Below are 25,628 nucleotides of genomic sequence, written 5' to 3'. Positions count from 1 at the left end.
TCAACCCCTCCCACGGTGGCATCAAGCCCAATTATGCACTAACAATAATCCCGGACCGCCAATGCGGGGCAGACCACGGCTGTCGGGCTACATGAGGTCCCGGCATTGGACTACATGGATATGCCTGGTCCAACTGCATAGCACCGCGCAGCAGGATCAAACGCGCGCGTTATCGTTGCACGGTGGACGGCGTCCGTTCGGGCCTAGGTGGGTCAACGGCGTCTCCGCTGCCGGTGAAGCGTTTTCGATCTCGACATTTGCTAGAAAAGCTCTCGTACGCTTGGAGCCACAGTGTCACTGTGCTTTGAACGCCACGATATGAGAGTAGAGCACCTTTGGATCAGTAGCCCGTCTGATCTGCGTTGCGCAGGCGCTGACCCGGAGAAGTCTCGAAGCTGCTGCGAGTGCCTTTAGTCCAGCGCTCCTGTCTTCTTGCGGCATGAGCAAGAGAAACACGATATCGACCGGCTCATCGTCAATGGCTTCGTATGCTACCGCACGATCAAGAACAGCAAGAAGCGCAAACGGACGGCTGAGACCCGGAATTACGGTATGCGGAATGGCTATGCCCCGTCCAACCCCGGTTGAACCTAGTATCTCCCTTCCCTCAAGTGCCATGAGCACGCTGGCTGGATCGAGGCTCAAGGAAGCGGCAGCCTTGCTCGAAAGCGACTGTAGAACCGCTCGTTTGGTTGGCGATTGCAATCCCACGATGATGTGCTCGGGGCTCAGAAAATCAGTAATGTTCATTGGTCTAGGTGGGCTCACAATTCGCCGGCACTGGCAGTTGGCAGCTGAGGCTCATCAGCCTCCCGCAGCCTGTAGCCAACGCCGGTTTCGGTCATGATGTACTGAGGCTGGTCAGGCGCCAGTTCGATCTTTTGGCGAAGTTGGCGAACGTAGACGCGCAGGTATTGCACGTCCGTTGATCCGCTCCAGACCTGATTGAGCAGGTGCTGGTGCGTCAGCACCTTACCGGCATGCTGCACCAATATGCGCAGGATGTCGTATTCCTTGGGCGACAATTTGATCACCTTGCCGGACACCTTGACGATGCGCTTGACCAGATCCACCGAAAGATCCCCGGTCTGGAAGAGCGCCCGTTCGCCTTGTTGTTGCAGGCGGTGGCGCAAGGCAACCCGAACACGCGCGGCCAGTTCCCGCGTGCCGAAGGGCTTGGTTACATAATCGTCAGCTCCCAGTTCGAGCGCCCGAACTATGCCGGCCTCGTCCGTACGGCTCGACAGGATCAGGATCGGCAGGTCCAGACCTTCACTGCGCCATTTGGCGAGCAGATCATGCCCCTGCACGTCGGGGAGACCAAGATCCAGCAGGATCAAATCGGGCCTGTTCTGCGCCAGAATCTGTGTCGCTTCCCGGCCGCTTCCGGCTTCCAGGATGGTGTAGCCTTCGGTTTCCAGGCCGACCCGGAGCAGCTTGCGGATGGGGGTTTCGTCATCCACCACCAGAATCTTTGTTGACGGGATACTCATTCGAGACCTTCCAGAGCTTGTGTGCCGGCCGGCGCAGGCAGGCGCACCGTGAGAATGGCGCCTGACCGATCAGGGCGATTGGCAGCCGCGATTGTGCCGCCCATTGCCTCAATGAAGCCCCGGCAAATTGATAGCCCCAGCCCCGTCCCAGCCCGCACGTGGTCGGTCTTGCGCACCCGGTAGAAGCTGTCGAAAACGCGTTCCAGATCATCGTCGGGAATGCCGGTTCCCTCGTCGATGATTTGCAGCACCGCAGTTCCATCTTCCGCCCACCCCCTGATGCGAATTGTCGAACCCGCCGGCGCATATTTGGCTGCATTGTCGAGCAGGTTGAACAAGACCTGCTCGAGCAGGACCGGGTCAACACGCAGCATGGGCAGATCTGGCTGCAGCTCGACTTCGGTCCTGTGGTTGGCGGTGATCTTTGCGGTACGCCGCAGGGCGGTCCCAACGATGTCACCGAGATAATGCATGGAAAAGTTAGGTCTGGTGGCGCCTGACTCCAGCTTCGTCATGTCGAGCAAATTCGCAATAAAGCGATTGAGCCGCTCTGACTCGTCGATCACCGAAGCCAGAAGGTCTGATCGGTCGACTTCGGTTATGGAACTTGAATATTCGCGCAGCGTCCCTGCGGCGCCCATGATAGCAGCCAGAGGTGTCTTGAGGTCATGCGAAATCGAGGTCAGCAAAGCGGACCGCAGCCGATCGGCCTCGGCGGCGAGCTTTGCCTGATCCACGTCGGCTACCAGCTGGATACGTTCGATGGCCAGTGCTGCCTGATCAATCAAGGCATCAACCAGCCGCTGCTGTTCTGGCGTGAGAAGCGGCCCTTGCTTATCGTTGTCGAGGCCCAAGACCCCCACAGCGGTGCGCCCGGTGCGGAGGGGAAGATAGAGACGGCTGGCGCCCGGCAGCGTATCGGCACCCCTGCCCGCCGGATGATTATTGTCCCAGGCCCATCTTGCAGCGGCGATATCAGCATCGACCAGGGTATCATCGGGCGGATAGCCGGCCTTTACCGTCAGCACGCCGGCTTCGGGCAGCAACAGGACGACACGCAGTTTGAGCATGGAGGCAATCTGGAACGCGGTGGCCCACAGGACGTCATCGAGCGTACCCGTCCCAGCCAGTTTCCTGCTGAACAAATAAAGGTCCTCGGTGGTCCGGGCGCGGTTGCGGGCGGCGGCAGCCTGGCGCTGGACGCGCGCCGCCAGATTGCTGGATACCACTGCAACCCCGAAAAACACCCCCAGAGCGATGACGCTTTCGGGATCACTGACGTCAAGGGTGTAGAGCGGGGCCAGAAAGAAAAAGTTAAATGCCAGCGCGCCGAGCACCGACGCGACCAATGCCGGACGTAACCCCGCGGTGACTGCAGAGGCCAGAACTGGAACGAGAAACAACAGCGCGACATTGGTGATGTCCAGCCCACGATTGAGCAGCAGCCCCAGACCGAGTGCGATCCCGACATAGAGGGTGGCAAACAAATAGGCTTTAGGAGCAAAGCGCCGCGGCGGAACATGCACGACGCCGCGGGGCTGTACGATTGCATCCTGTTCACTGCCGGCAATCACGTGCACGCTGATATCGCCGGCTTGCCGGATGAGCTCGTATGAGACCGGACCTTGGAAATACTCCCGCCAGCGCGGCTTGCGGGGCTTGCCGATGATGACGTGCGTTACGTTGTTAGCACTGGCATAGCGGATGATCTCTGCGGCAACATCCTGCCCTGGCAGGGTAATTGCTTCACCGCCAAGTTGCTCGGCGAGGCGCAGGGTGGCCGCCAGACGGTCCTTGGCCTCTTCGGACAGGGCGGCGACGCGGGCCGTCTCGATGTGCAGCGCCATCCACGGGGCCCGCAGGCGTTCCGCCTGGCGGCGCGCATAACGCACCAGCGAAGGCGCGCGCTGATGTTCGTCGATGCACACCAGGACGCGTTCACCGGCGCCCCACGGGCCCGAAATTGCGTGCGAGCGCATATGCGAAAGCAGCTGATCGTCCACCCGCTGCGCCGTGCGTCGCAGCGCAAGTTCGCGCAAGGCCGTAAGGTTGCCGGGAGAGAAGTAGTTCTCCACCGCCCGCTTTGCGGTCGTGGGCAGGTAAACCTTGCCGTCATGCAGTCGCTTGATCAGATCCTGGGGCGTGATGTCGATGATCTCGATATCGTCGGCCCGGTCAACGATGGAATCGGGCACCGTTTCGCGCACCCTGATGCGGGTAATCTGCGCGACGACGTCGTTGAGGCTTTCAACGTGCTGGATGTTGAGCGTGGTATAGACGTCGATGCCCGCATCCAGAATTTCTTCAACATCGAGATAGCGCTTGGGATGCCGGCTGGCCGGAGCATTGGAATGAGCCAGCTCATCCACCAGAACCAGCGCCGGCCGGCGGGCAAGTATGGCATCGATGTTCATCTCTTCGAGCTGCTGGCCGCGATAGTCAACCCGCGCCCGGGGGATGATTTCAAAGCCAGTTACCAGCGCTTCGGTTTCGCGGCGGCCATGGGTCTCCACCACTCCGATGATCGTGTCGTGACCATCTGCAAGCCTGGCCCGACCGGCCATGAGCATCTCATAGGTTTTCCCTACCCCGGGCGCCGCGCCGAGGAATATCTTGAGCCGTCCGCGCGCTTCCCGCTTGGCACTTTCCAAGAGCGCGTCGGGAGAGGGGCGGCCGTAGGAAGCGCGGTTGTCGTCGGCCATTGGGCGTCGTCCTGCAATTGTTGCCGGGCCCCATTGGTTGGGACCCGGATCACATCATGTCACTGGGCGTTCTGGCTATTGAGAGCCAGATTCAGTGCAAGCACGTTGACCACCGGCTCGCCCATGAAACCCAGCGTGCGACCTTCTACATGCTGGTCAACAAGCGAGCGGATAGCAGATTCATCGACACCACGCGCCTGGGCGACGCGAGCGACCTGGAAATAGGCGGCGTCAGGCGAAATATGGGGATCAAGACCGCTTCCGGAGGTGGTCACCAGGTCCATCGGAATATCCGCATCTGGATTTTCGGCACGGAGCGCCGCCGTGTCAGCGGCCACCCGGTCGATCAATACGGGATTGGTCGGTCCGAGGTTGGAGCCGCTGGAGCCGGCCGCATTGTAGCCGTCGCCGGCGGCCGAGGGGCGGCCATGGAAATATTGCGGCTGTGTGAACGCCTGGCCGATCAGTTCGGAGCCGATCACCTGCCCGTCCTGCTCGATGAGGCTGCCATTGGCCTGATGTGGGAACACCGCTTGAGAGATGCTCGTCATGCCCAGCGGATAGAGCAGTCCAAGGACGATCGTCATGATCACGATCATGACGATCGCGGGTCTGATTTGCTTTGTCATTTCCAGCAATCCTTAAATGAGGCCCAGCGAGGTGATCGCCAGGTCGATGGCCTTGATGCCGATAAACGGCACGATAATGCCCCCCAGGCCGTAGATCAGCAGGTTCCGACCCAACAGGGCTGCAGCGCCAACCGGGCGGTACTTCACGCCGCGCAGCGATAGCGGGATCAGCGCCACGATGATCAGGGCATTGAAGATGATCGCCGACAGGATGGCGCTCTCGGGGCTCTCCAGCCCCATGATGTTGAGCACGCCGAGCTGCGGGTAGAACGCCAGGAACATCGCCGGGATGATGGCGAAATATTTGGCGATGTCGTTGGCAATCGAGAATGTCGTCAGGGCACCGCGCGTCATCAGCAACTGCTTGCCGATGCCGACAATCTCGATGAGCTTGGTCGGATCGCTGTCCAAATCGACCATGTTGCCGGCCTCGCGCGCCGCGACCGTACCGGTGTTCATCGCAACGCCAACATCAGACTGCGCAAGGGCCGGCGCGTCGTTGGTACCGTCACCGCACATTGCAACGAGCTTACCCTTGGCCTGTTCTTCTCGGATCAGGGCCAGCTTCATTTCAGGCGTTGCCTGCGCGAGGAAATCGTCCACCCCTGCTTCGGCAGCAATGGCTGCTGCGGTCATGGGATTGTCGCCGGTGATCATCACCGTGCGGATACCCATGCGGCGCAACTCGGCGAAGCGCTCCTTGATGCCGCCCTTGACGATGTCCTTGAGGTGAACAACGCCCAGCAGCCTGCCATCGCGCACCACTGCCAGGGGCGTGCCGCCCGACTTGGAAACCTGGTCGGCGATAGCCTGCAGGTCGGCGATGGTCTGGCTGGTAGCCTTGGGGCTCGCACCCGCAACAGTCGCCAAATTGACGTAAGCCAGGACCGCGTCGACGGCTCCCTTACGGATGGAGGAGCCGTCAAGATCGACACCGCTCATCCGCGTCTGGGCGGTAAAGGGCACGAAACTCGCCTGCAAGCTCGCCATGTCGCGTTCGCGGATGCCGTACTTCTCCTTTGCCAGCACGACGATGGAACGCCCCTCGGGCGTTTCGTCGGCCAGCGACGCCAATTGTGCGGCGTCGGCCAGTTCCTGTTCGGTCACACCCTTGACCGGGCGGAACTCGCTCGCCTGCCGGTTGCCCAGTGTGATCGTTCCAGTCTTGTCCAGCAGCAGCGTATCGACGTCGCCAGCGGCTTCCACGGCGCGGCCAGACATAGCCAGCACGTTGAAGCGCACCAGCCGGTCCATGCCGGCGATACCGATGGCTGACAGCAGCGCTCCGATGGTGGTCGGTATCAGCGTCACGAACAGCGCCACCAGGACAATCACCGGCACGGTACCGCCCGCGTAGGTGGCAAATGATGGGATGGTCACGGTCGCCAGCACGAATACCAGTGTGAGACCAGCCAGGAGGATATTGAGCGCGATCTCGTTCGGCGTTTTCTGCCGTTCGGCCCCTTCAACCAGCGAAATCATGCGGTCGATGAAGGTGGAGCCAGCGGCAGCGGTGATGCGCACCCTGATCCAGTCGGACAGCACCTGCGTGCCGCCGGTCACAGCAGAGCGGTCACCACCGGACTCGCGGATCACCGGAGCAGACTCGCCGGTAATGGCGGCCTCGTTCACCGATGCCACGCCTTCGATCACCTCACCGTCCGAGGGGATGATGTCGCCGGCTTCCACCAGTACGACGTCGCCGACCTTGAGTTGGTTGCCAGGCACCAGCTTGAACTTGCTGCGGTCTTCTCCGACGAGCAGCTTGGCTTCGGTTTCGGTGCGTGTCCGGCGCAACGACTCGGCCTGCGCCTTGCCTCGCCCTTCCGCCACCGCCTCAGCGAAGTTGGCGAACAGGACGGTGATCCACAGCCAGAATACCAGCTGCAGCGAGAAACCGATGTTCTCGCCGCCGGTAACAAGGCTCTTGAGCAGCAGAACCGTTGCAAAGGTCGAGACCACGGCAACGACGAACATCACCGGGCTCTTGATCAGGCTGCGGGGGTTCAGTTTGCTGAACGCCCCGCCCAGGGCGGGTATGAGGATGCGAGCGTCCAGGATACTCGCGGTTTTGGACTGGCTCATGTGAGACTCCAGCATGGGTGATTGCGGTCTGATCAGATGATCGCCGCATAAAATTGGGTCAGAAGAACTGCGAACAGCCCGATCAGGACCAGGCTCAGGGCCAGGCACAGCACGATCTGAATGGGCTTGGTCTGTTCGCTTTTCCCCCGCGCCAGGTAGATGGCGCGGGGATTGATGAGCCGCTTCAGCTCACGTGGTGGGAACATCGGCTAGAAGGTCTGCCCTGCCAGCATCGCGAAGTGCTCGGCAATCGGTCCCAGCGCCAGCGCCGGAAGGAAGGTCAGGCCGCCGACGATGACGATGACGCCCAGCAACAGCCCGACGAACAGCTTCCCGTCAGTCGGCAGCGTGCCGCTTGAAGGTGGCGCGGCATTCTTGGTCACCAGCGAACCGGCAATGGCCAGAGCAGGGATGATGACAAGAAAGCGGCCCATCAGCATCGCGATCCCCAGGGTGATATTGTACCAGGGCGTGTTGGCCGAAAGCCCGCCGAATGCCGATCCATTATTGGCCGTCGCGGAGGTATAGGCGTAGAGGATCTCCGAGAAGCCACGCGGCCCCGGGTTCCAGATCGAGGAGATACCGGCGGGCAGCACGGCGGCAAAGGCCGTGAACCCCAGCATGGCCAGCGGCAGGCAGAGGACGGCGAGCATGGCCATCTTGACTTCCTTGGCCTCGATCTTCTTGCCGAGATATTCTGGCGTGCGGCCAACCATCAGACCAGCCACGAAGATGGCGAGCACCACGAACAGGATGATGCCGTAAAAGCCCGCGCCGACGCCCCCGATGATGATCTCGCCGAGCATCATGTTGATCATCGGTATCATGCCGCCCAGCGCCATGAAGCTGTCATGCATGGCATTGACTGCGCCACATGAGGCCGCCGTGGTGATCACCGCGAACAGCGCCGAGAGGGGAATGCCGAAGCGGACTTCCTTGCCCTCCATGTTGCCGCCTTCGAGCCCCAGTGCATGAAGCAGCGGGTTGCCGGCCGCTTCCGCCCAGTAGCAGACCGCCACGCCGACGAGGAACAGCGCGCCCATGGTGGCAAATATCGCCCAGCCTTGCCGCTGATTGCCGACCATGCGGCCGAACACATTGGTCAGTGCTGCGCCGATGGCAAAGATCGATACCATCTGGATCAAGTTCGACAGCGCATCCGGGTTTTCGAACGGATGAGCGGAGTTGGCATTGAAGAAGCCGCCGCCATTGGTGCCCAGCATCTTGATCGCTAATTGCGATGCCACCGGTCCAATAGCGAGGGTCTGCTGCTGGCCTTCCAGCGTCGTGGCATTGACGTAGGCGCCAAGCGTCTGCGGTACGCCGAGCGCCACGTAGACCAGGGTCAACACGATGCACAGCGGCAGCAGCACGTAGAAGGTCGAGCGGGTCATATCGACCCAGAAATTGCCAAGCGTGCTGACAGATTTGCGCGAGAAGCCTCGGATCACCGCAATGGCGATCGCCATGCCCGTAGCGGCCGACACGAAATTCTGTACCGCCAGACCCGCCATTTGCGTTAGGTAGCTCATGGTGGTCTCGCCGCCATAGCTCTGCCAATTGGTGTTCGTTACGAAGCTCGTTGCGGTGTTGAACGCAAGTTCAGGGCCTACCTCGCCCATGCCGGCAGGGTTGAACGGCAACAGGGTTTGGAAGCGCTGCAGCCCGTACAACAGGAAGAAGCCGGCCAGGTTGAACAACACCATGGCGACCGCATAGTGGGTCCAGTGTTGCTCTTCTTTCTCGCTTGTTCCTGAAATCCGGTACAGCAGCCGCTCCACCGGACCTAGCACTGGCGAAAGCCAGGTGCGGTCGCCGTTGTAGACGCACGTCATGTAGGCGCCCAGCGGCTTGACGAGCAAAATTATGATGCCGCAGAAAACGGCAATCTGAGTCCATCCGATCAGAGTCATGGTTTGGGTCTTTCGAGGCCTGTGCCGTTAGCGCTCAGAAGCGCTCAGGACGAACGAGGGCGTAGATAAGGTAGGCGAGCAGGAACAACGTCACACCTGCGCCGAGCACGTAATCGATAAGCATTTCGGGCCTCCGCTAAAGTCTGTCGCAGGCGTTGGTGTAGGCGAGCACCAGTGCGAAAAAGAGGACGCCTATTGCGAGAACGACAAAGTCCATGATGATTGATTCCGGGTTCGTTGTTAGTGGCGGGCCAGCATGATGGTTAGCTTGCGTCACGTGCCACGACGCCACTCCTCCGGCCTTTCGCAGGGTAAGCAACGTCTCCATTACCGGGCGAAGTTGGACCCGAAGTGCATAGGATTGCCAGATTGGGCCGCCGGCTCTTTTATAGGAATCTCATATAAGAACTGGCGCGGGTAAGGCGCCCTTTCAACGCGACAAGCCCGGCGCGCCGGTAGCGGCACGCCGGGTTCGGCTATCTGTCAATGGATGCAGCCATCGACAAAACTGTCTGGATAACGCCCTAGATAGCGTGAACGCCTTTGGGCCATTCGGTCTGCGGCACCGGCCTGAACAGCGGGTCCATCGTTAGCACCACGTCTTCTGGCGCGCAGCAGACGGCGCCAAGGGTGTAGTCGCTCTCTGATGCTGCAAAGTGGATTGCCGCCGAGCGATCGAAGAAGACGCCACCAACCAGCCCTTTCACATCACATACGACCCAATGCCCCTGCGCGTCGCGCCCGATCATGAACCGGCTGCCACACGATGGAGGGTAAGTGACCCGAATTGCTTCGCCCATTCTAGTTTGCCTTTTCGTCTGTGTTGACTGTGATGGTGCAGGTTCAGGCTGCGAACCAGGCGATGGCGCCGGACACCGCCGCGATGACAGCGATGATGCCCCCCATGCGCCACACCGCTCCGGCCTCATCGTTGTGGACGACGTCTGAGAATATTGCGGGGTGAACTGGCAGTGCCACTTCGGGCCGTTGCGGCGTCTGATTTGCGTGTGCCCGAGCCTGCGCTGTCTGAGTTGCGACATAAGCCATTCCAAAACGAGAATACATAACTGATCGTCCTTTCCTTGTGCGGACTGGGCGCCGGCCGCCCCCACTTAGGGAAGAGCTCTGCCTTGCGGAGGCAAAGTGGGGGCAGCCGGCGGCGCTGTCCGTGGACAGCGCGTATGACGCCTCCCTGGACTCCGCGCTGGTTGAGACAGGCGGCGGAATTTTAAAGCGGCATCATCCCAGGCACGACCCAAAAGTACAGGAACGTGCATAGCCTTTCGATTGGGGAGACGGCCCGATCAAATAGAGATGTTGTAGGTATTTTTGCTGTTTTAAGGCACGGCCGATAAGCAAGGGGAAGGGGGAAAATATAAAGGTCATAAGTTTCTTGGTGGGCCGCATAAGTGCTTGGCCTATAGGCAGATTTTTATTTGACTTTGGGCGCCGTCAGCGGCTGTTTCCGCGCGATCGGAGATCACTGTCATGCACGCAACATCACTCGACAATCTGGCTATCGAACTGGCCCAGAACCGGGCTTTGGGAACCATTTCGGGGCTGGCCTTTGCCGGCATTGTTTCCAGGCAAGAGGCCGATGAGATCCAGCTCGCGGCACTGGAAGCTTACAACAGCGATGTGCGAGGCTATGCCTTGGCCGGAACCAGCGTTGCGTCCCAGCGTGTACTCGGCCTGCATGAGCCGATCTTCGGGCCGATCACCAGCCGCGACTTCTTCCATGAGGACTGCCGCATCCACCTTCCGCAAGGCGTCATTGGAGCTCAATGCGAGCTGGCGTTTATTGTTGGCAACAGTTACCCGGACCGCCATGAGATTGTTAATCTGGAAACGGTTGGCGAAGTCATCGTGGCTTGCCGGCCGACGATTGGGCTGCTGGGCCGCCGGGCTATTGGAGCGCGACACAGCGATGTCAGCGCGGTGGCCGATTTCGGCCTGCACGTCGCGACCATCTGTGGGCCCGCCGTGCGGGCAGATTGGGAAAAGCTTGACCAGATCCAGCTGACGGCGCGGATCAACGGCCAAACCCTCGTGACGGCCAAGGGAAGCGCCGTTCTTGGCCATCCACTGCAAGCAGTGGCCCTCTTGGCACGGGAGTTGGCCATGCAGGGCCGACAGATCGCTGCGGGAGACATCGTCACCACAGGCTCCTGGTCGCCGATCCTTCAGGTGCTTCCGGGACAGACCCTGTCGGTCGAAATCGAGACGATCGGGAAGATTTCATGCTCGTTCGACTAGGCGGCGCTTGACGCCTCTCCCACTTCGTTCCCCACGCGTTGCGGATCGGAGTGGGTCCGAACCCGATTGAGCGCCAGAAGGGCCGCCTGTATTGCATCGGCGGTATCTTCTTGCACCCCCCAAAGCGGCAGGCGAACCTCGTCCGAGATGCCCCGGGCAAGATGGAGGGCATACTTGATCGGCACGGGATTGGTTTCTCGTTCCAAGGCCGCGATAAGCGGTTCAAGTTGACGCGCGATCGCGCTTGCGAGCGCAGCGTTGCCGCTCGAGAGTGCCTCGTGCATCTCGACCATGCGTCGCGCCTCCACGTTGGAAACAACCGACATCGTGCCATCGCCACCGCTCATGTTGAACTCAAGCGCGGTTGCATCGTGACCTGACCATTGAGAGAACTGCTCGGGGAGCCTGGCGCGCAATGCCGCTGGCCGCGTCATGTCCCCAGTCGCGTCCTTGATGCCAGTTACCCTAGGCAGGCCGGACAATCGTGCAATCGTCTCGAGAGACAGGTCGACGCCCGTGCGAGCAGGCACATTGTAGAGAATGATCGGTATATTGGTGTGGGACGCCACAGCCTCGAAATGACGGAACAGACCCTCCTGGGAGGGACGATTATAGAAAGGTGTCACAATGAGCGCCGCATCGGCTCCGAGCACTTCGGCGGCCGCGGTGCAAGAGATCGTGGACCGCGTATCGCTGGTTCCAGTGCCAGCAATGACGGGAACACGCCCATTTGCTACTTCGACGCAGCGGCGGATGATCCCGAGGTGCTCCTCCCTCGACAAGGTCGCCCCCTCCCCTGTTGTGCCCCCCGGGATCAGCCCGCCAATGCGCTGTTCAATCTGCCAATCTACTAGTTCCGAGAACCTGCCGTAGTCAACTTCGCCATTCTTGAAGGGCGTCACCAGGGCTGTGATTGCCCTGCCCCGGCCCTGCAGTTTTCGGATCATTAGAATTACTCCAGACAAGGTTGTTTTGGCGTCCAGACGCCAGGTGTCCGGCGCTCACGCGCCGGAAAGGAAAATCATACGGAATCACTAGGGCAGATCGTCGTGTCGACCAGGCCGACAGGTGGTGCCCAGAGAGACGAATTTGTCTGCCTCGATCAAGCCTGTCAGACCATCGGTTGCCGGCTGATAATGTGCACAATGCACGCGGCCAACATCAGCCAGGCAGCTTCATCCCAATAGTTGAATGAGCGTGCGGCGATGGCCTCCTTGATCAACAAACTGCCGACCATGGCGAACAAAGCATAAATGGCCAGCCAAGCCGCAACACCTTCCAGATAGCCGCGCTCTCCGGCCAGAAAATTTGCCACGAGGAACGACGTCACCATCTTGAGAACGAAGCGTCCGATCGTTCGCTTAGACGTCAGATCTAGCCTTGCAGTCATACGCGAATTCATTTGGCGAAAGCAGCCTTGACGCCGTTCACCGGACCGAAACCGCCATTTGGGGAGCGTGGTCCAACTTTTGGAAAGCAGTCTGGCAAATGCGTCGGCGCAAGAAAAAGCTGCATGCGACCCTCAAAGTATTGCTCAACACTAGCCCCGTAGCCGATATGAATTCCATATCCCTGCCGCGGGTTCATTATAGAAATTGCATAGTTTAGGAACGGGCCCGGAAGACCCGATCGCGGACCGACGCCGAGTGGGCTCCTACCCAAAACTTACGCTTCTTTCTAGATGCGGACGCCCGAGAGCAGCACAAGGATGATGGCAACCAAGATCGGAACGGCAATAAACCCCGTCAGTAATAAGAAGCCATAAAATATGGCACGCATCTGCCGACTGCCTCTTGGTTCGTACTGCTTGGCGACCACCTCGTTTGCCTCGCGTTCGTGGGGGGACAGGCTGCCGGCCGCTCGGACCCATGCTGAACGGAACAAACCTGTCTTCATATCAGGTGACCATGGATCGGCAGCCGGAACGTGCCTGGACGGACTTCGATGAAGCCATGACCGAGCAGCAGGTGCTTCAGATCTTGATGATCGGCAGGCAAGGCAACTGAGACTGTCCGAGCCCCCTCGACGACCATCCGATCCACGATTGTCTTGAGCAGCAGGTGACCAACGCCTCGCCCGCGGGCCGCTGGCGTAACACCCAGCCACGAAATGCAGACGGCTTGGTTGCGGTGACTGAGCGAGGCGACCACCGCGCCAACAATCAGCTGGCATTCTGTCGCGACCAGCACATAAGCGCCCTTCGCGCGGACCAAGGTGGTCCAGATTGGCCGTTGGCCCCCTCGTTCGCCTGCCAGGTTGTCCGACAAGGCCCACAGGGCGCCCACATCTTCATCTGTGGCATAATGAACCCGTGCGAAAGTTGCGAACCGCGCCGTTAGCGCGAGCATGCTCATCGGCGCTCTCATGCCGTGTTCACCAGAACTGCAATGGTCACCGCCGCGCCAAACACTGCCAGCATGAACGCCGCTCGTACGGCGGCCTTACCATGTTTCGTGGTAACTGGAGGCTTAGCCGGCCGAGAAGCGGGAGGCTGCAATGGTGACCGCATATATGTCACTCCTGAAATGTCCCCAGAAGGTACCATCAGGCTGCATAAAGCCTCTATTCGGAGCTGAAGCGCGTGGCGTAAAAGTTCCATAAAGGTCCGCCCCTCATGCCGTGTGCCAGATCCATGTGAACTGCCTCGCTAGCTAGGAATCACATTCGATTGGCAGCTTTCAGGATTGCGACCTGAGGGCAGTAACGGCGGAAATGGGGTCGATTGCTGCCGGGCGGCAACGCGCCCCTGCCCTGCCCTGCCTCCGTCCAACCATCCATCTGATCAGGGTCGAAGCGATCACAGCGGCCCTTCGATCAGCGGTGCTGGATCGCCCTTCCAAATCATGCGGTAGACGGCGCCCTGGCGAACGGACTGAACGGCAGCCGGCCGCAAGGCGACAATGCAGGTACCACCCGGGTGCCGTACGGATGGGTAGATGATGCCGTTGAGGCCAGTGGCCCGGGCGCGCTCCGCGATGGCGTTGCCGACCGGGTAGGCCCTCGCCGTGTCCGGATCGAGCGCAGGATGGTCGGGTACCTGCCTGAGGTCGAGGAACTCGCCGGCAAGGCTACAAAACATTTCCGCGTATTCCACCGTGGCGTGGTAGTCCCCCGCATCTGCCAGCATGTTGGTCAGGTGATATCCGACTTCGCTGATGCAGGTGGCGACATCCAGAGCGGCATACCAGGCACCCCGGTCGGCGCCATTGAAGCGGTTCGGCTGCTGCGGCTTGGCATAGGCAAACGAAGCGTTGATGAAGTGCGCGTGTGGGACATCGTAGACGAGCTCGTTGGCGGCGAGCCCCGCAATGCCGCGATCCTGCGCCATTAAGCGACTGCTCGTCGCGCCTTCGATCTCAGCCAGCGCGGCGAGATCATCCTCGTTATCGACCAGGGGCCTTAACACCGCCGACCGCAGCCGCGCTGTCGTTACCAGTCGAACCGTCCTCGGAAAGGCTTCGGTGACGACCGGCACACCGTCGATCGACAATCACAAGCCTCCGCGGATGGCGTCCACATAGCGGCGCACCTCGAGCATTTGCGGAATGCCGCCCTTGAGCATGGAGTCGATTGCGCTCATCCCGGCAAACAGCGGTGCCTTGTTGTGCAAGCCGGGCCAGCGATCGGCCATGTCATCGCCGAACAGAAGATGCAGCCCCTTGTAGATGCCGACCAGGGCGGAGATGCGCGTGAGTTGATCCTGGCTGAGGGCCTTGTCCTTGCCCTCCTGCTTCATGCGCTCCCAGGTACTCGTGGACACATCGAGCAGCGCCGCCGCCTGTTCACCCTTGAGACCCCACTCTTGGACGAGACGCTTGTAGGCTTTCAGGGCAACCTTTGACAGCCGTACGCGGTCACTCTCGGCCGAGAAGTCCTGCCGGTTCGGCATCGCCTGCATCGGAACATCGATCTGCAACACCCTTACCTCCACCACTTGATGGTCAACAAGTACCCATATGATGGACATTTGTCCACAGATCAAGCTCTGGAGTTGCCATCAACATCAGGGAAAGCGTGTTCCTCTGCGGCAACATGCAGCCGAAGTTGCTCAGCGGGCTCAAGCGCGGGCCTAAGCCCAGACTGCAGCAGCACCGGCAGTTAAGGCAGAGATGACACCAATCGCTGCCGGGAATCGGCAACGTCCAGCGAGACTGCCGGATCATTGTCGTCGGCGTCCACACTGGATCGGGAAACTGGTTAATTCCGGCTAACGGTCAGAGAAATTGCCTATGCAGCCCGGCCGAGCAGCCGTCTGGCGTTGGCGCCGAGGTCCTAATTCCTGGATGATCTGACGGTAGAAATAAGCCGCCATCCGTCCTGGTTCGACGCTGCGCGCGGGGCCGACTGATACTCTCTGCTGTTAGTCGCCCAAGCGCTCGACAAAGGATCACACGAACACGATATCAGGACCGAGCCTTGAGCCAATCCGAGAAGGACATCACTGGCCCCAATGGAACCTTGACCTTGTCGATTTCTCCGACCTCCTCGGCGGTGAGATCTTCGTCGAGGTAGCCCCGGTGCACATCGGAGGTCTTGGCTTCCGTGGCGTCATCGTGCCCAACCCATTTCAAGACAGTGTAAGGATTGATCTTGGCGTTGTGACAGGCCTGGATGAAGAAGCCGCGGAACGAATGGAAGGTCAGCTTGCGCGCACGATGGGGTGGGACGTTCCAGCTGAGCCGATGCGCGTTGAAAAAGTCCGCTTCGAAATGCACTTCGGGTCGGCCGTTCTTGCCACCCTTGACATGCTGCGTCCAGTCGGGGAATGGCCGCTCGTAGCCTAGGCGCTGCTGACGGTCCCAGAAATCAAGGAGACCACGGTCAAGCAACTGCTGATGGATCGGGAGCCGCCGAATGGCATTTCCGGTCTTGTACCCTTCCTCGCCCGCTTCACCCTGCTGATCATCCAGTTCCAGCACCAGGGTTGGACGGCCGAACCAGGGCTGCAATTGCTCAAAGCGCAGCAGCCCTATTTCGGTCACGCGCATACCGGAATGCATCGATATCAGGGGCGACCAGTAGATATGATCGTCAGCAAAAATGCTCGTACCCGGCGAATACCGGTGACGCCGGTTGGCACTTCCCAGATAGACCGGGCATGAGGTGATGGCGGTGATTTCCTCGGACGAGAACGGCACCCGGCTCTTGCCCTTAGAAGCGCGCTTCTTTTCCGGGATCACCAGAGGCGGCGCCTGCCAGGCAAAGAAACGGCGGGTGTTGCCATGGCGGACCAAACGGGTAACCGCACCCAGATAGTTGGAATTGAGCGTCGTAGCCGACAATTTGGGATAGTCCGCGCCCTCCGCCTGCTTCCGGCGAGTAAAAGCGACGAGATTGTCGGGACTGGCCCGACCACGCATATGGGGGATTTCCTGGACGAATTCGTACAGCTGATCCCAAAGCGGCAAGGGTATGTCCATCACCGCCAGGGTCTTTACCTGCGGACACAGGTCCTCGAACAGCTTGACCGCGCGCTCGATGTTGGAGCGGTTGTCCGACCCCGTTTCCTTGCCGGTGCGACCAAAATAGTCATGCATCAGACCGCGCAGGGTGTGAACCGTCGATGCCCCACCCGGGCCGGGCTCCATCCGGGCCGGTTGGACCAACGGCGCAGCAGGGGGCGTCTTGCGCGGCGTATCCCCCGTGGGAGGGGAAAGCTGCGAAGCGAGCGACGGCTGGCTCGCGGGAGCGCCAAGTGCCTCCAGAACCGCGTCAAACCCCGAAAGGTCGAACTGCCGCGGCTTCGGTTTGGGGGCGTCCCTGTCCTCGACTGGCCGGCTCTCGTAGTCGGCCTCGCCTTGCACGGTGGCGTGGTTGAAAAATACCAGCTCTCGGTAGAGCGCATCCAGATGCTCGCCCAGCCCAAGGTTCTTGCGGGCCTCTCGAATGATCTTGGCGCCCACATTTCCAAGCGCACGGCGGCGCGCCAGATCGGCTCCGGTCATGGCCTCGGGCAGCAGCAATTGCTCATCTACCAGCCGCCGCGTCAGATGCTTGAGCGCGTCCTCCGGCGCCATGCGCAATAGCTCTTCGAACACCCCCAAGGCCTCCAGACCCCATTTGAGCGCCAGCGCCCGATCCTTGGTTCGTAGCGAATAGCGCACAACGTCGCCCTCTACGCGCCCTTTCCAGGCACGCGGGATTCGTTTGCGCACATAATAAACCGCCCCGACCTTTTCCACATAGGCGCATTTGGCCGCCATGGTCTTCTCCGACTCGAGCTACGCGAGACCGGAGACGGCGGAACGACACGTGCATCATGCATGTGTACGAATCCCGAAGATTCTCCGGGAGTCTAAGTCATTGAAGACAGTGAATTTCGGAAAACTGGCGGAGAGGAAGGGATTCGAACCCTCGAGACAGTTCATCACCATCTGCGCCCTTAGCAGGGGCGTGCCTTCGACCACTCGGCCACCTCTCCGGCAGGGCTCGTCTAGCTTGAGGGAGCGGTGCTGGCAAGGGGTTTCTGGCGAACTGGCGTGTTCTTCCCACAACATCGGCGCCACCGCGTGCTCTGCCGCTTGAGATCGCCGCTGGTATGACTTGGTGAAGCCGCAAATACGGGTTATTTCTTCGCCCTGCCATACAGCCAATTTGTTGTTGGCGGCAGCAGTGGAGGGGGCATGATGCGCGGCAGCGTCTTACCGAGGTTAGCAACCGTCCTTGTTGGCACGGCCCTTCTTGGGGCGACAGCCAGCGCGGCCCAGGCTCAGGCCATGCTGGAAGGCACCTGGCGCACGGTGCTGGAATCGGAGATCACCATCACCCCATGCCCCGAGGGTTATTGCGGCGTATTGAGCAAGATCGTGGTGCCTGAGGGCAAGCTCAGCGCCGAAGAGACGCGCGCGGCCGCGGCGATTGGGCCGGAGGACTTCGTGGATGCGCGCAACAAGGAGCCAGAACTGCGCAACCGCCCGATGCTGGGGCTGCAGATCCTCACCTTGCGACCCAGCGACAAGCCTGCCGTTTTTGACGGCAGCATCTATAACCCCGAGGACGGCAACACCTATTCGGGCTATGTGCAGGTCACCGGGCCGGACGCGCTGCGCCTCAATGGCTGCGTGCTGTTCAACGTTATCTGCCGCGGCGAGGAGTGGGTCCGCGTTCCCTCCGAGGAGTTGGCCGGGGGGGCACCGCCTCCCGAGGCGGTGCCGTAAGCGAGCCTAGCGCGCCCGCTGGTTGAACAGCATGGCCTGGGCGGCCTTGTCATTGCTGAGATCGGCACTGGGCAGGTCCTTGCCCACTTCGAGGCCCCGCTTGACCGCGGGCCGGGCATTGCAGCGCTCGATCCAGGCTTTGACATTGGGGAACTCGTTGATGTCCATGCCCTGCCGCTCCCAGAGCTGCGCCCAGCCGATGCAGGCGATATCAGCGATGGAATACTCGCCGGCAATATAGTCCTGACCTTCGAGCTGCTCGTTGAGCACGCCATAAAGGCGGTGCGTCTCATCAACATAGCGCTTGGTGGCATAGGGGATGCGCTCGGGCGCATAAAGGGCGAAGTGGTGGTTCTGCCCCAGCATCGGGCCAAAGCCGCCGACCTGCCAGAACAGCCATTCATCCACCTTGACCTGCGCGCGCATGTCCTGGGGATAGAACTGCCCGAATTTGAGGCCGAGATATTTGAGGATCGCGCCCGATTCAAAGATCGAGATCGGCTCACCCCCTGGCCCTTCCGGATCGATGATGGCCGGGATCTTGTTGTTGGGCGAGATCGCCAGGAACTCGGGCTTAAACTGATCGCCCTTGCCGATATCGATGCGATGATAGGTATAGGGGACGCCCAGTTCTTCCAGCATGATGGCGGCCTTCTGGCCGTTGGGGGTCGGCAGCGAATAAAGCTCGATCGGCTTGGTCTGGGTGGTCATGGCGCGTTCCGCTATATTTGGGGTACAGTAGTTTATCGGCATTTGCCGATGAATGGCAAGGCGAGGCAGCTGCGCGAGCCGCCTCCTTTCAGAGTGGTTGGACGCGCAGCTGGGGCTCGCCATTGCCGAGCCGCGCCGGCGACACACCCCGGATATCGATCGTCGCATTGACCCGCTGCCGGAACGCCGAGAACAGTTCGGAGCTCACCACATCCACCGGCTGGTCGAACTTCACCGTGATGTCGTAGTGGCTCATGTCGGCACGGATCCTGACGCCCAGCACCAGCCCGGTGAAGCTTTGCCCCAGATAGGTGCCGCGCACGCGCTGGCCCACCTGAAGAGGGCTGGCAATCCGCTCGGGCAGCATGGCGCAGGCCGTGTTCCAATCGCGAAAGCCATGGGTCCGGGCGACCGCTTCCAGGGCCGCGCCGTGGGTTAAGCTCTCGCCCGCGGCCTGCCGGCTGGTGCGCAACTCTCGTGCTTCGGCCTTGAGCGTCTGGATCGAAGGGGTATCAAGGGAATAAGTCATGGTGCTTCTCACATCCGTGAGGCTTAGTTCCATGGGGCTCGCCTTGCCATGAAGCGCCTCGCTGGGGAGAGACAACATGGGGGATATCAAAGGCTGTCTTCACCATCGGGCGGACCCGGCGAGCGGCAGGCGACAGCAACCATTGCCTGCATGCGCGCTTCCCCATGGAAAGTCAAGCGGAGCTAGGTTTTCGCGCCTTGGTGGCAACAATAGGTTTGGCCTTCGCGCGCCCAATTGGTTAGCTGAGGCAGTTCCTCTGCTTCACTTTGCGCCCAGAAAGCCCCTCGACATGACTGAAATGCTGCTGCTGATCGCCGGTTTGCTCGGCGGTGCAGTGAACTCGCTTGCGGGAGGAGGCTCGTTTATCGTGTTTCCGGCGCTGTTGTTTGCCGGCGTGCCGCCGGTGATCGCCAATGCTTCCAACACCTATGCCGCCCTGCCCGGCTATCTGAGCGGCGCCTTTGGCTATCGCCACGCCATGGCGCGCTATCGCAACAAGCTGGTGTTCTATACCGTCGTGGCACTGGTGTTCGGCTATGTCGGGGCCGAGCTGCTGCTGGTGGTGTCCGACGAGCAGTTTGCGCTGGTCGTGCCGTGGCTGATGCTGTTTGCGGTGCTGGTGTTTGCCTTTGGCAACCAGCTCAATGCGCTGGTGGCGGCGCGGGGCGGCAGCGGGCGCGGGATGCGGCTGGTCGGCAGCGTGCTGCTGACGGCGTTTCTTGGCGCCGTGTGCGTTTATGGCGGCTTTTTCAATGCCGGGCTTGGCATCCTGCTGCTGGCATTCCTCGCCGTGGCGGGGCTCGACGACATCCATGCCATGAATGGGCTCAAGCTCTGGATCTCGGCCGTTGTGGCGCTGGTCGCCGTGCTGCGCTTTGCCTTCAACGGCTCGATCGACTGGTATCACGGCTCGATTGCGCTGGTGGGCGTCACCATTGGCGGCTACCTGGCGGCCCGCAATGCCCATCGTGTTCCCAGGGCGGCCTTGCGCCTCGCGATCATCCTTTATGGAGTGGCGATGACCGCCTACTTCTTCTGGGGCGCCTATGCCTGATCGGAGCGACGTACCCAAACGGCGGCATCGTGGAAGGCGGCGCCGCCAAAGGGAGGCGCCGGCCGTGCATCGGTCAGGGTATTGATGCCCCGGCCCTCGCGGTGCGCCTTGTTGGGATGCAGCCCTTCGGCGATCACCACGCCACTGGGCAGGCCCAGGCGCAGGCGGGCGGCCAGATGCACTTCGCCCCGGCGATTGCCGACCAGAACCGCATCACCCTCGCCAATGCCGAGCGGAGCGGCGTCAGCGGGATGGATGAACAGCGACGGCGGGCCTTCACGGCGCTGGCTGCCCGGCGTTTCGTTGAAGGTCGAATTAAGAAAGGTGCGCGCCGGACTGGTGGCCAGCCGGAACGGATGCTCGCTGTCGGTGCGCTCGGTGATGTCCCAATGGTCGGCAAAGCGGGGCATTGCGGCGGGATCGCAGGTCCAGAGATAACCCTTCTTGTCGGCTACGGCCTGCCAGTCCGGTGCAAAGCGGAAGCGCTTGTCGGGCCAGGCAAAGCCTTGGGCATAGCGCGCGTCGGCATCCGGGCGTTCGCGATCCACAAAGCCGAGGTGCTCGATGGCATCGAGTTCGCCATAGCCTGAGCGGCGGAATGTTTCGGCCACGACCTCGCGGTCGGTGCTGGTGAACGAGGAGTCATCGAGCCCGAGGCGCAGCGCCAGGGCATTGATCACCTCGTGATTGGACCGGCATTCGCCGGGCCGCTCGACCAGCGCAGGCCCATAGAGCACGCGGGTATGCCCCCCGCGGGTGTAATAATCGTTGTGCTCGAGAAACATGGTCGCGGGCAGGACGATATCGGCGAGCTCAGCCGTTTCGGTCATGAACTGCTCATGCACGACGAGGAACAGGTCTTCGCGCGCGAGACCCGCCCGGGCCAGGGTCTGATTAGGCGCGACCGAGGCCGGATTGGTGTTCTGCACGATCATGGCCTTGACCGGTCCGCCGCCCTTGAGCGCGGTTGCGTCACCCGTGAGGATCGGCCCGATCTCGCTCATGTCGAGCCAGCGCGGATCGCCCTTTTGCAGATGGCTGCCGACCAGTCGCGACTTATCAAGCTGCCAGGTGCCTGAATTGGAATGGAAGGCGCCACCGCCGCGATGCTGCCAGGCGCCCGTCATGGCCGGGATGCAAAGGGCGGCATGCATGGCGGTGGCGCCATTGCGCTGGCGGGTAAAACCATAGCCCAGGCGGAAATAGGACCGCTTGGTCGTCCCCACGAGATGGGCGAAGCGCTCGATCTCGTCGACCGACAGCCCAGTGATCTCGGCGGCCCAGTGCGGGGTCTTGGTGGAGAGATGCGCTTCGAATTCGGGGCTGTAATCGGTATACTCAGCCATATAGGCCCGGTCGGCGAGCCCATCGCGTAGCAGCACATGCATGACGCCGAGGGCGAGCGCGCCATCGGTGCCGGGCCGCAGCATGAGACCCAGGTCGGCCTTGTCCATGGTCGCGGTTTGGTAGATGTCGACCACGACAATAGTGGCACCCCGCTCCTTGCGGGCGCGCATGGCGTGGGTCATCACATTGACCTGGGTATGCACCGCATTGGTACCCCAGATCACGACGCAGTCGCTTTCTGCCATCTGTTCGGGATTGACGCCACCCAGCATGCCGGTGCCGGCAATATAGCCGGGCCAAGCCGTGCCCGTGCAGATCGTGTCATACTGGCGCGAATAGCCCTTGGCGGCGCGCAGGCGGTCGATGCCGTCGCGATGCACATGGCCCATCGTGCCGGCATAGTAATAGGGCCAGATGCTTTCGGCGCCCCATTCGGCCTCGATGGCACTGAAGCGTGCGGCAATTTCGTCGAGGGCCTCGTCCCAGCTGATCGGCGCCCATTGGCCCCCGCCCTTGGGTCCTACCCGCCGCAGCGGCTGGGTCAGGCGATCTGGGTGGTGGACGCGCTCGCTATAGCGGCTGACCTTTTCGCAGATCACGCCGGCAGTATAGGGGTCGTCCTGGGCGCCGCGCACGCGGCCGATCCGGCCAGGGCCCAGCAATTCCACGTCGAGCGCGCAGGCCGATGGGCAATCATGGGGGCAGACGGTGCGGGCAATGCGCGGCAGAAAGGGCTGGTTCATGGCTGGCTCGACGTTCACGGCAAACTAGCCGAGCCTATGGGGCCTGACCAGCGCTGACATTGCCCACTTCGCCCGCTTAAAGGGTGGCGAAGGCCTTGGTTGCGGTCTCGCTATTGCGGCGGGCGCGATTGCTGGCATGGCGGGCCAATTGCGCGGCACCCGAATGAAACTGAGAAAAGGTGATGCTCTGCCGATCGGCGGTGGCGATGGTGATGCCGCGCCAATTGGGCTGCACCGAGCGCACATCTGACCAGGCAATGGTGGTTTCCCAGCCGAAAGCCGAGCGATGCTCGAGGCGCGAATTGTTCCAGCGCAGCTTGGTGAAAAGCCCACCAATGCCGATGCCAAAGGCCCCTGCCCCGAGCAGCACCGAAGCCGAGAAGGCAGCGATCATCTGGGTCGGGTTAACGGCCTTGGTGCTGCCGATCACGATCACGGCCGACATCAGAACGACCGAAAGGGCAGCCGCGCCATAGCAGGCAAAATATTCCACCATGGCCGGGCGCAACTCGGACCAGCCATCGACCTCGATCGCTTCCTCGTCCTGCAACAGGCGAAGGGCCAGGAACGCAGCATAGCCGAAAGCCACGACGCCGGCGGCGCGGGCCAGCGGCAGGGCGGCGGTAGCGGGAACGTGCTTGAGCACCAGAAGGAAAATAATAACGACAAGCGGCACAGCCACTTCCTGCCAGCGCAAGGGCACGATTGCTCTCCAAAATCTGCGTCGCCAAACAGCGGCGGCGAACGAATTTGAGACTAGCAAGTCACGCGCGCAAGACCATTAACAAAGTCGCGATTCAAAAAGGTTCCATCGCGACAAAGATATTTTTACCACAATGGAGAAAGGCCGCTACGCGCGCCAAGCAGGCGAGAACAGCCCAGAATTGCGCGTCACGTCAGTAGCTTAAGACCGGCGATGCCCGCGATGATGAGCCCGATGCAGCCCAGCCGCGCGGCAGTGGCGGGGTCACCGAACAGCACCATGCCAAGGATCACCGTGCCAACCGTGCCGATTCCGGTCCAGATAGCATAACCCGTACCTACTGGCAGATCACGCAGCGCGAGGCCCAAGAGCAGAACACTCGCGACCATGGCCGCGATGGTGAGGGTGGTAGGGACAAGGCGGGTGAAGCCTTCCGAGTACTTAAGGCCAACGGCCCAGCCGACTTCCAAAAGACCAGCGATAAACAGATAAAACCAGGCCAAGGATTACTCCTGCGCTTGGCGGGTCGTCCCGGCCAGAAAATGGGAAAGGCGCGAGGGTCGTCCCTCACGCCGTCTATTTAGTTCACACGCGCGCCGGTGGGAAGCCCCTGGTCGGTCGGTGTAGATGGCGCACCCACCGCTGCACTGCTTGCGTCGCCTTCCGCCTTGAGTTCTGCCTCCCCTTCTCGCCGCAGCGTGCTCGCAAGCGGAAGCTCCTCAAGCAGGAAATTGAGCGCAAAAGCGAGCAAGGCAGCCCCCGCGGCCGTAAAGAACACCGGATGGAGTGCACTGGCGAATCCCTCAAGCACCTGCTGACGCACCTGGGGCGGCAGTGCTGCCACAGCCGGGGCATTGAAGGCTGAAGTGCCGCCGCCTTCGGGCAAGGCGTCACCCAACTCACGCGCAAGATTGCTCGCAAAGATGGCCCCGAACACAGAAACCCCGATTGAACCCCCGATCTGGCGGAACAGGGTGGCGCCGGCGGTCGCCACGCCCACCAGGTGCTGGGGCGAGGCGTTCTGGATTGCGGTGACGGCAACGCTGTTCACGGGACCGATGCCCACGCCAACGATGAGCATGAAAACGGCGATCTGCCAGTCGGGCGTGTCGAGGCTCATGCCGGCCAGCAGCAGCAGGCCCAAGGTCAGGAGGGCGGTCGAGATCATGGGCAGGATCTTGTAGCGACCGGTTCGGCTCATGAAAAAACCGGCGAGCGTCGAGGCGCTGATCAGGCCAATCATCATCGGTACCAGCTGCATGGCGGAGGCAGTGGGGCTGGTGCCGCGGGCCGTCTGGAGGAACAGCGGCAGGAAGGTGATGGAGCCGAACATCGCCATCCCGACAAGGAACGACACGCTGTTGGAGACGAGAAAGGTGTTGTTACGGAAGAGGCTAAGCGGCAGCACCGGTTCGGCGGCGCGCTGTTCGTTGAAGACGAAAGTGACGAGCAGCACCAGCGCCGCAATGAGCAGCCCGATGATCTGGACGGAGAACCAGGGGAAGGTCGTACCCCCCAGGCTTGTTGCCAGTACAAAGGACGAGAGACCGGCGCTAAGCAGAATAAAGCCAGCAAAATCAATCTTATGCGAAACGCGATCGGCGCGGGGTTTCAGGGCCACGGCGATCACGCCAAGGGCGAGGAGGCCCAGCGGCAGGTTGATGAGGAAGATCCAGCGCCAGCTCAGATGCTCGACGATGAAGCCGCCCAAGAGCGGGCCGAGCACGGTGGACACCCCGAAAACCGCGCCAAAAATGCCCTGGATCTTGCCGCGCTGGCGGGGCGGGATGACGTCGGCGACCACCGCCATGGCGACGACCATGAGGCCGCCGCCGCCCAATCCCTGGATGGCGCGGGCGATGATGAGGAAGGTCATGGAGGAGGCCATGGCCGAGAGCGCGGCGCCGCCAAGGAAGATAAGTATCGCTATCTGCAAGACAATTTTGCGGCCGAATAGATCGCCGAGCTTGCCATAGATGGGGGCGACGACGGTGGAGGAGAGGAGATAGGCGATTACCACCCAAGTGAGGTGATCAAGCCCGCCAAGCTCGCCCACAATGGTGGGAAGAGCTGTGGAAACAATGGTTTGGCCCAAAGAAGCCAGCAGGAGCGTAACGGCCACTGCGCCGATAATCACGCGAACCGACTGTGGTTCCGGCTCGCCGGGGGCTGAAGAAGTGGGAAACATGAACGCATCCTGAACGGATTCTGAACGGGCAGAGCACCGCCCTTGCGAGGCGGCGCCGGCCACGTTATATCTGCTTCTAGCATATGCATGTCAACAGCACGCAATTGCGACACATGCA

Annotated in this window: 25 protein-coding genes and 1 tRNA gene; 3 read left to right on the top strand and 23 right to left on the bottom strand. The window is 61.3% G+C overall.

Features of this window, described 5'->3' with window-relative positions:
- Positions 1-294: 294 nt before the first annotated feature.
- The 10 genes from AC3YMN_RS16745 to AC3YMN_RS16700 all read right to left on the bottom strand — a co-directional run bounded on the left by AC3YMN_RS16745 (position 295) and on the right by AC3YMN_RS16700 (position 9,800).
- A complete protein-coding gene (locus tag AC3YMN_RS16745) occupies positions 295-750 on the bottom strand; it encodes a PTS sugar transporter subunit IIA (RefSeq protein WP_489890877.1) in 456 nt (151 codons plus the stop codon).
- A gap of 14 nt (positions 751-764) precedes the next feature.
- Positions 765-1,493 (bottom strand): response regulator transcription factor, encoded by a 729-nt coding sequence (locus AC3YMN_RS16740; RefSeq protein WP_489890876.1) that lies wholly within the window; start codon positions 1,491-1,493, stop codon positions 765-767.
- Positions 1,490-4,195 (bottom strand): DUF4118 domain-containing protein, encoded by a 2,706-nt coding sequence (locus AC3YMN_RS16735; protein WP_489890875.1) that lies wholly within the window; start codon positions 4,193-4,195, stop codon positions 1,490-1,492. The genes AC3YMN_RS16740 and AC3YMN_RS16735 overlap by 4 nt, the downstream gene beginning before the upstream one ends.
- Before the next feature lie 59 nt (positions 4,196-4,254).
- Positions 4,255-4,824 carry a potassium-transporting ATPase subunit KdpC gene (kdpC, locus tag AC3YMN_RS16730; RefSeq protein WP_173087865.1) on the bottom strand — a complete coding sequence of 190 codons (570 nt, stop codon included), beginning with the start codon at positions 4,822-4,824 and terminating at the stop codon, positions 4,255-4,257.
- Positions 4,825-4,836: 12 nt separating this feature from the next.
- Positions 4,837-6,909, bottom strand: a complete 2,073-nt coding sequence (gene kdpB, locus AC3YMN_RS16725) for a potassium-transporting ATPase subunit KdpB (protein ID WP_173087867.1) — start codon at positions 6,907-6,909, stop codon at positions 4,837-4,839.
- A gap of 32 nt (positions 6,910-6,941) precedes the next feature.
- Entirely contained in the window at positions 6,942-7,115 is a 174-nt protein-coding gene (locus AC3YMN_RS16720) for a hypothetical protein (protein ID WP_489890874.1), read from the bottom strand.
- Between the two features lie 3 nt (positions 7,116-7,118).
- Positions 7,119-8,822 (bottom strand): potassium-transporting ATPase subunit KdpA, encoded by a 1,704-nt coding sequence (gene kdpA / locus AC3YMN_RS16715; RefSeq protein ID WP_489890873.1) that lies wholly within the window; start codon positions 8,820-8,822, stop codon positions 7,119-7,121.
- 34 nt (positions 8,823-8,856) lie between these two features.
- Positions 8,857-8,946, bottom strand: coding sequence for a K(+)-transporting ATPase subunit F (kdpF, locus tag AC3YMN_RS16710; RefSeq protein ID WP_173087873.1), 90 nt, complete (start codon positions 8,944-8,946; stop codon positions 8,857-8,859).
- A 400-nt stretch (positions 8,947-9,346) separates the two neighbouring features.
- Positions 9,347-9,571 carry a hypothetical protein gene (locus AC3YMN_RS16705; RefSeq protein WP_489890872.1) on the bottom strand — a complete coding sequence of 75 codons (225 nt, stop codon included), beginning with the start codon at positions 9,569-9,571 and terminating at the stop codon, positions 9,347-9,349.
- Between the two features lie 94 nt (positions 9,572-9,665).
- Entirely contained in the window at positions 9,666-9,800 is a 135-nt protein-coding gene (locus AC3YMN_RS16700; protein WP_489890871.1) for a hypothetical protein, read from the bottom strand.
- Positions 9,801-10,310: 510 nt separating this feature from the next.
- On the opposite strand from AC3YMN_RS16700, the gene AC3YMN_RS16695 reads away from it, so the two are divergent.
- Positions 10,311-11,078 carry a 2-keto-4-pentenoate hydratase gene (locus tag AC3YMN_RS16695; RefSeq protein ID WP_489890870.1) on the top strand — a complete coding sequence of 256 codons (768 nt, stop codon included), beginning with the start codon at positions 10,311-10,313 and terminating at the stop codon, positions 11,076-11,078.
- Here the strand turns inward: AC3YMN_RS16695 and dapA are convergent.
- The 7 genes from dapA to AC3YMN_RS16660 form a co-directional block, all read right to left on the bottom strand.
- A complete protein-coding gene (gene dapA, locus AC3YMN_RS16690) occupies positions 11,075-12,025 on the bottom strand; it encodes a 4-hydroxy-tetrahydrodipicolinate synthase (RefSeq protein WP_173087879.1) in 951 nt (316 codons plus the stop codon). The genes AC3YMN_RS16695 and dapA overlap by 4 nt on opposite strands.
- A gap of 164 nt (positions 12,026-12,189) precedes the next feature.
- A complete protein-coding gene (locus AC3YMN_RS16685; RefSeq protein ID WP_489890869.1) occupies positions 12,190-12,480 on the bottom strand; it encodes a hypothetical protein in 291 nt (96 codons plus the stop codon).
- A 490-nt stretch (positions 12,481-12,970) separates the two neighbouring features.
- The gene (locus AC3YMN_RS16680) at positions 12,971-13,432 is read right to left on the bottom strand and encodes a GNAT family N-acetyltransferase (RefSeq protein ID WP_489890868.1); all 462 of its coding nucleotides are present in this window, start codon (positions 13,430-13,432) and stop codon (positions 12,971-12,973) included.
- A 443-nt stretch (positions 13,433-13,875) separates the two neighbouring features.
- Positions 13,876-14,568 (bottom strand): RES family NAD+ phosphorylase, encoded by a 693-nt coding sequence (locus AC3YMN_RS16675; protein WP_489890867.1) that lies wholly within the window; start codon positions 14,566-14,568, stop codon positions 13,876-13,878.
- Complete coding sequence (locus AC3YMN_RS16670; protein ID WP_489890866.1) at positions 14,569-14,997, bottom strand: antitoxin Xre-like helix-turn-helix domain-containing protein; 429 nt, start codon at positions 14,995-14,997, stop codon at positions 14,569-14,571.
- A 484-nt stretch (positions 14,998-15,481) separates the two neighbouring features.
- Positions 15,482-17,281, bottom strand: a complete 1,800-nt coding sequence (locus tag AC3YMN_RS16665; protein ID WP_489890865.1) for a DUF6538 domain-containing protein — start codon at positions 17,279-17,281, stop codon at positions 15,482-15,484.
- Between the two features lie 125 nt (positions 17,282-17,406).
- Positions 17,407-17,499, bottom strand: a tRNA-Ser gene (locus AC3YMN_RS16660).
- Between the two features lie 205 nt (positions 17,500-17,704).
- On the opposite strand from AC3YMN_RS16660, the gene AC3YMN_RS16655 reads away from it, so the two are divergent.
- Positions 17,705-18,235 carry a DUF2147 domain-containing protein gene (locus AC3YMN_RS16655; protein WP_489890864.1) on the top strand — a complete coding sequence of 177 codons (531 nt, stop codon included), beginning with the start codon at positions 17,705-17,707 and terminating at the stop codon, positions 18,233-18,235.
- A 6-nt stretch (positions 18,236-18,241) separates the two neighbouring features.
- On the opposite strand, the gene AC3YMN_RS16650 is transcribed toward AC3YMN_RS16655, so the two are convergent.
- Both AC3YMN_RS16650 and AC3YMN_RS16645 read right to left on the bottom strand, forming a co-directional pair.
- Positions 18,242-18,946 carry a glutathione S-transferase N-terminal domain-containing protein gene (locus tag AC3YMN_RS16650; protein ID WP_489890863.1) on the bottom strand — a complete coding sequence of 235 codons (705 nt, stop codon included), beginning with the start codon at positions 18,944-18,946 and terminating at the stop codon, positions 18,242-18,244.
- A gap of 88 nt (positions 18,947-19,034) precedes the next feature.
- On the bottom strand, positions 19,035-19,475 hold the full coding sequence (locus AC3YMN_RS16645) for a glyoxalase superfamily protein (protein ID WP_489890862.1): 441 nt from the start codon (positions 19,473-19,475) through the stop codon (positions 19,035-19,037).
- A 289-nt stretch (positions 19,476-19,764) separates the two neighbouring features.
- Between AC3YMN_RS16645 and AC3YMN_RS16640 the strand changes: the two genes are divergently transcribed.
- Complete coding sequence (locus tag AC3YMN_RS16640) at positions 19,765-20,529, top strand: sulfite exporter TauE/SafE family protein (RefSeq protein WP_489890861.1); 765 nt, start codon at positions 19,765-19,767, stop codon at positions 20,527-20,529.
- Here AC3YMN_RS16640 and AC3YMN_RS16635 read toward each other — a convergent pair.
- The 4 genes from AC3YMN_RS16635 to AC3YMN_RS16620 all read right to left on the bottom strand — a co-directional run bounded on the left by AC3YMN_RS16635 (position 20,520) and on the right by AC3YMN_RS16620 (position 25,510).
- The gene (locus tag AC3YMN_RS16635; RefSeq protein ID WP_489890860.1) at positions 20,520-22,619 is read right to left on the bottom strand and encodes a molybdopterin-containing oxidoreductase family protein; all 2,100 of its coding nucleotides are present in this window, start codon (positions 22,617-22,619) and stop codon (positions 20,520-20,522) included. The two genes, AC3YMN_RS16640 and AC3YMN_RS16635, sit on opposite strands and share 10 nt — an antisense overlap.
- 76 nt (positions 22,620-22,695) lie before the next feature.
- A complete protein-coding gene (locus tag AC3YMN_RS16630) occupies positions 22,696-23,322 on the bottom strand; it encodes a hypothetical protein (protein WP_489890859.1) in 627 nt (208 codons plus the stop codon).
- Between the two features lie 188 nt (positions 23,323-23,510).
- On the bottom strand, positions 23,511-23,825 hold the full coding sequence (gene sugE / locus AC3YMN_RS16625; protein WP_489890858.1) for a quaternary ammonium compound efflux SMR transporter SugE: 315 nt from the start codon (positions 23,823-23,825) through the stop codon (positions 23,511-23,513).
- A 77-nt stretch (positions 23,826-23,902) separates the two neighbouring features.
- Positions 23,903-25,510 carry an MDR family MFS transporter gene (locus AC3YMN_RS16620; protein WP_489890857.1) on the bottom strand — a complete coding sequence of 536 codons (1,608 nt, stop codon included), beginning with the start codon at positions 25,508-25,510 and terminating at the stop codon, positions 23,903-23,905.
- Positions 25,511-25,628: the final 118 nt, after the last annotated feature.

The organism is Devosia sp. Z11_6, from assembly GCF_058133665.1.
This window is presented reverse-complemented; position numbering and strand designations above follow the sequence as displayed.

Bases quoted from the DNA above. Each gene is read 5' to 3' on its own strand.
- AC3YMN_RS16745 (WP_489890877.1), bottom strand. From the start codon at position 750: ATGAACATTACTGATTTTCTGAGCCCCGAGCACATCATCGTGGGATTG.
- AC3YMN_RS16740 (WP_489890876.1), bottom strand. From the start codon at position 1,493: ATGAGTATCCCGTCAACAAAGATTCTGGTGGTGGATGACGAAACCCCC.
- AC3YMN_RS16735 (WP_489890875.1), bottom strand. From the start codon at position 4,195: ATGGCCGACGACAACCGCGCTTCCTACGGCCGCCCCTCTCCCGACGCG.
- kdpC (WP_173087865.1), bottom strand. From the start codon at position 4,824: ATGACAAAGCAAATCAGACCCGCGATCGTCATGATCGTGATCATGACG.
- kdpB (WP_173087867.1), bottom strand. From the start codon at position 6,909: ATGAGCCAGTCCAAAACCGCGAGTATCCTGGACGCTCGCATCCTCATA.
- AC3YMN_RS16720 (WP_489890874.1), bottom strand. From the start codon at position 7,115: ATGTTCCCACCACGTGAGCTGAAGCGGCTCATCAATCCCCGCGCCATC.
- kdpA (WP_489890873.1), bottom strand. From the start codon at position 8,822: ATGACTCTGATCGGATGGACTCAGATTGCCGTTTTCTGCGGCATCATA.
- kdpF (WP_173087873.1), bottom strand. From the start codon at position 8,946: ATGCTTATCGATTACGTGCTCGGCGCAGGTGTGACGTTGTTCCTGCTC.
- AC3YMN_RS16705 (WP_489890872.1), bottom strand. From the start codon at position 9,571: ATGATCGGGCGCGACGCGCAGGGGCATTGGGTCGTATGTGATGTGAAA.
- AC3YMN_RS16695 (WP_489890870.1), top strand. From the start codon at position 10,311: ATGCACGCAACATCACTCGACAATCTGGCTATCGAACTGGCCCAGAAC.
- dapA (WP_173087879.1), bottom strand. From the start codon at position 12,025: ATGATCCGAAAACTGCAGGGCCGGGGCAGGGCAATCACAGCCCTGGTG.
- AC3YMN_RS16685 (WP_489890869.1), bottom strand. From the start codon at position 12,480: ATGAATTCGCGTATGACTGCAAGGCTAGATCTGACGTCTAAGCGAACG.
- AC3YMN_RS16680 (WP_489890868.1), bottom strand. From the start codon at position 13,432: ATGAGCATGCTCGCGCTAACGGCGCGGTTCGCAACTTTCGCACGGGTT.
- AC3YMN_RS16665 (WP_489890865.1), bottom strand. From the start codon at position 17,281: ATGGCGGCCAAATGCGCCTATGTGGAAAAGGTCGGGGCGGTTTATTAT.
- AC3YMN_RS16655 (WP_489890864.1), top strand. From the start codon at position 17,705: ATGCGCGGCAGCGTCTTACCGAGGTTAGCAACCGTCCTTGTTGGCACG.
- AC3YMN_RS16650 (WP_489890863.1), bottom strand. From the start codon at position 18,946: ATGACCACCCAGACCAAGCCGATCGAGCTTTATTCGCTGCCGACCCCC.
- AC3YMN_RS16645 (WP_489890862.1), bottom strand. From the start codon at position 19,475: ATGACTTATTCCCTTGATACCCCTTCGATCCAGACGCTCAAGGCCGAA.
- AC3YMN_RS16640 (WP_489890861.1), top strand. From the start codon at position 19,765: ATGACTGAAATGCTGCTGCTGATCGCCGGTTTGCTCGGCGGTGCAGTG.
- AC3YMN_RS16635 (WP_489890860.1), bottom strand. From the start codon at position 22,619: ATGAACCAGCCCTTTCTGCCGCGCATTGCCCGCACCGTCTGCCCCCAT.
- AC3YMN_RS16620 (WP_489890857.1), bottom strand. From the start codon at position 25,510: ATGTTTCCCACTTCTTCAGCCCCCGGCGAGCCGGAACCACAGTCGGTT.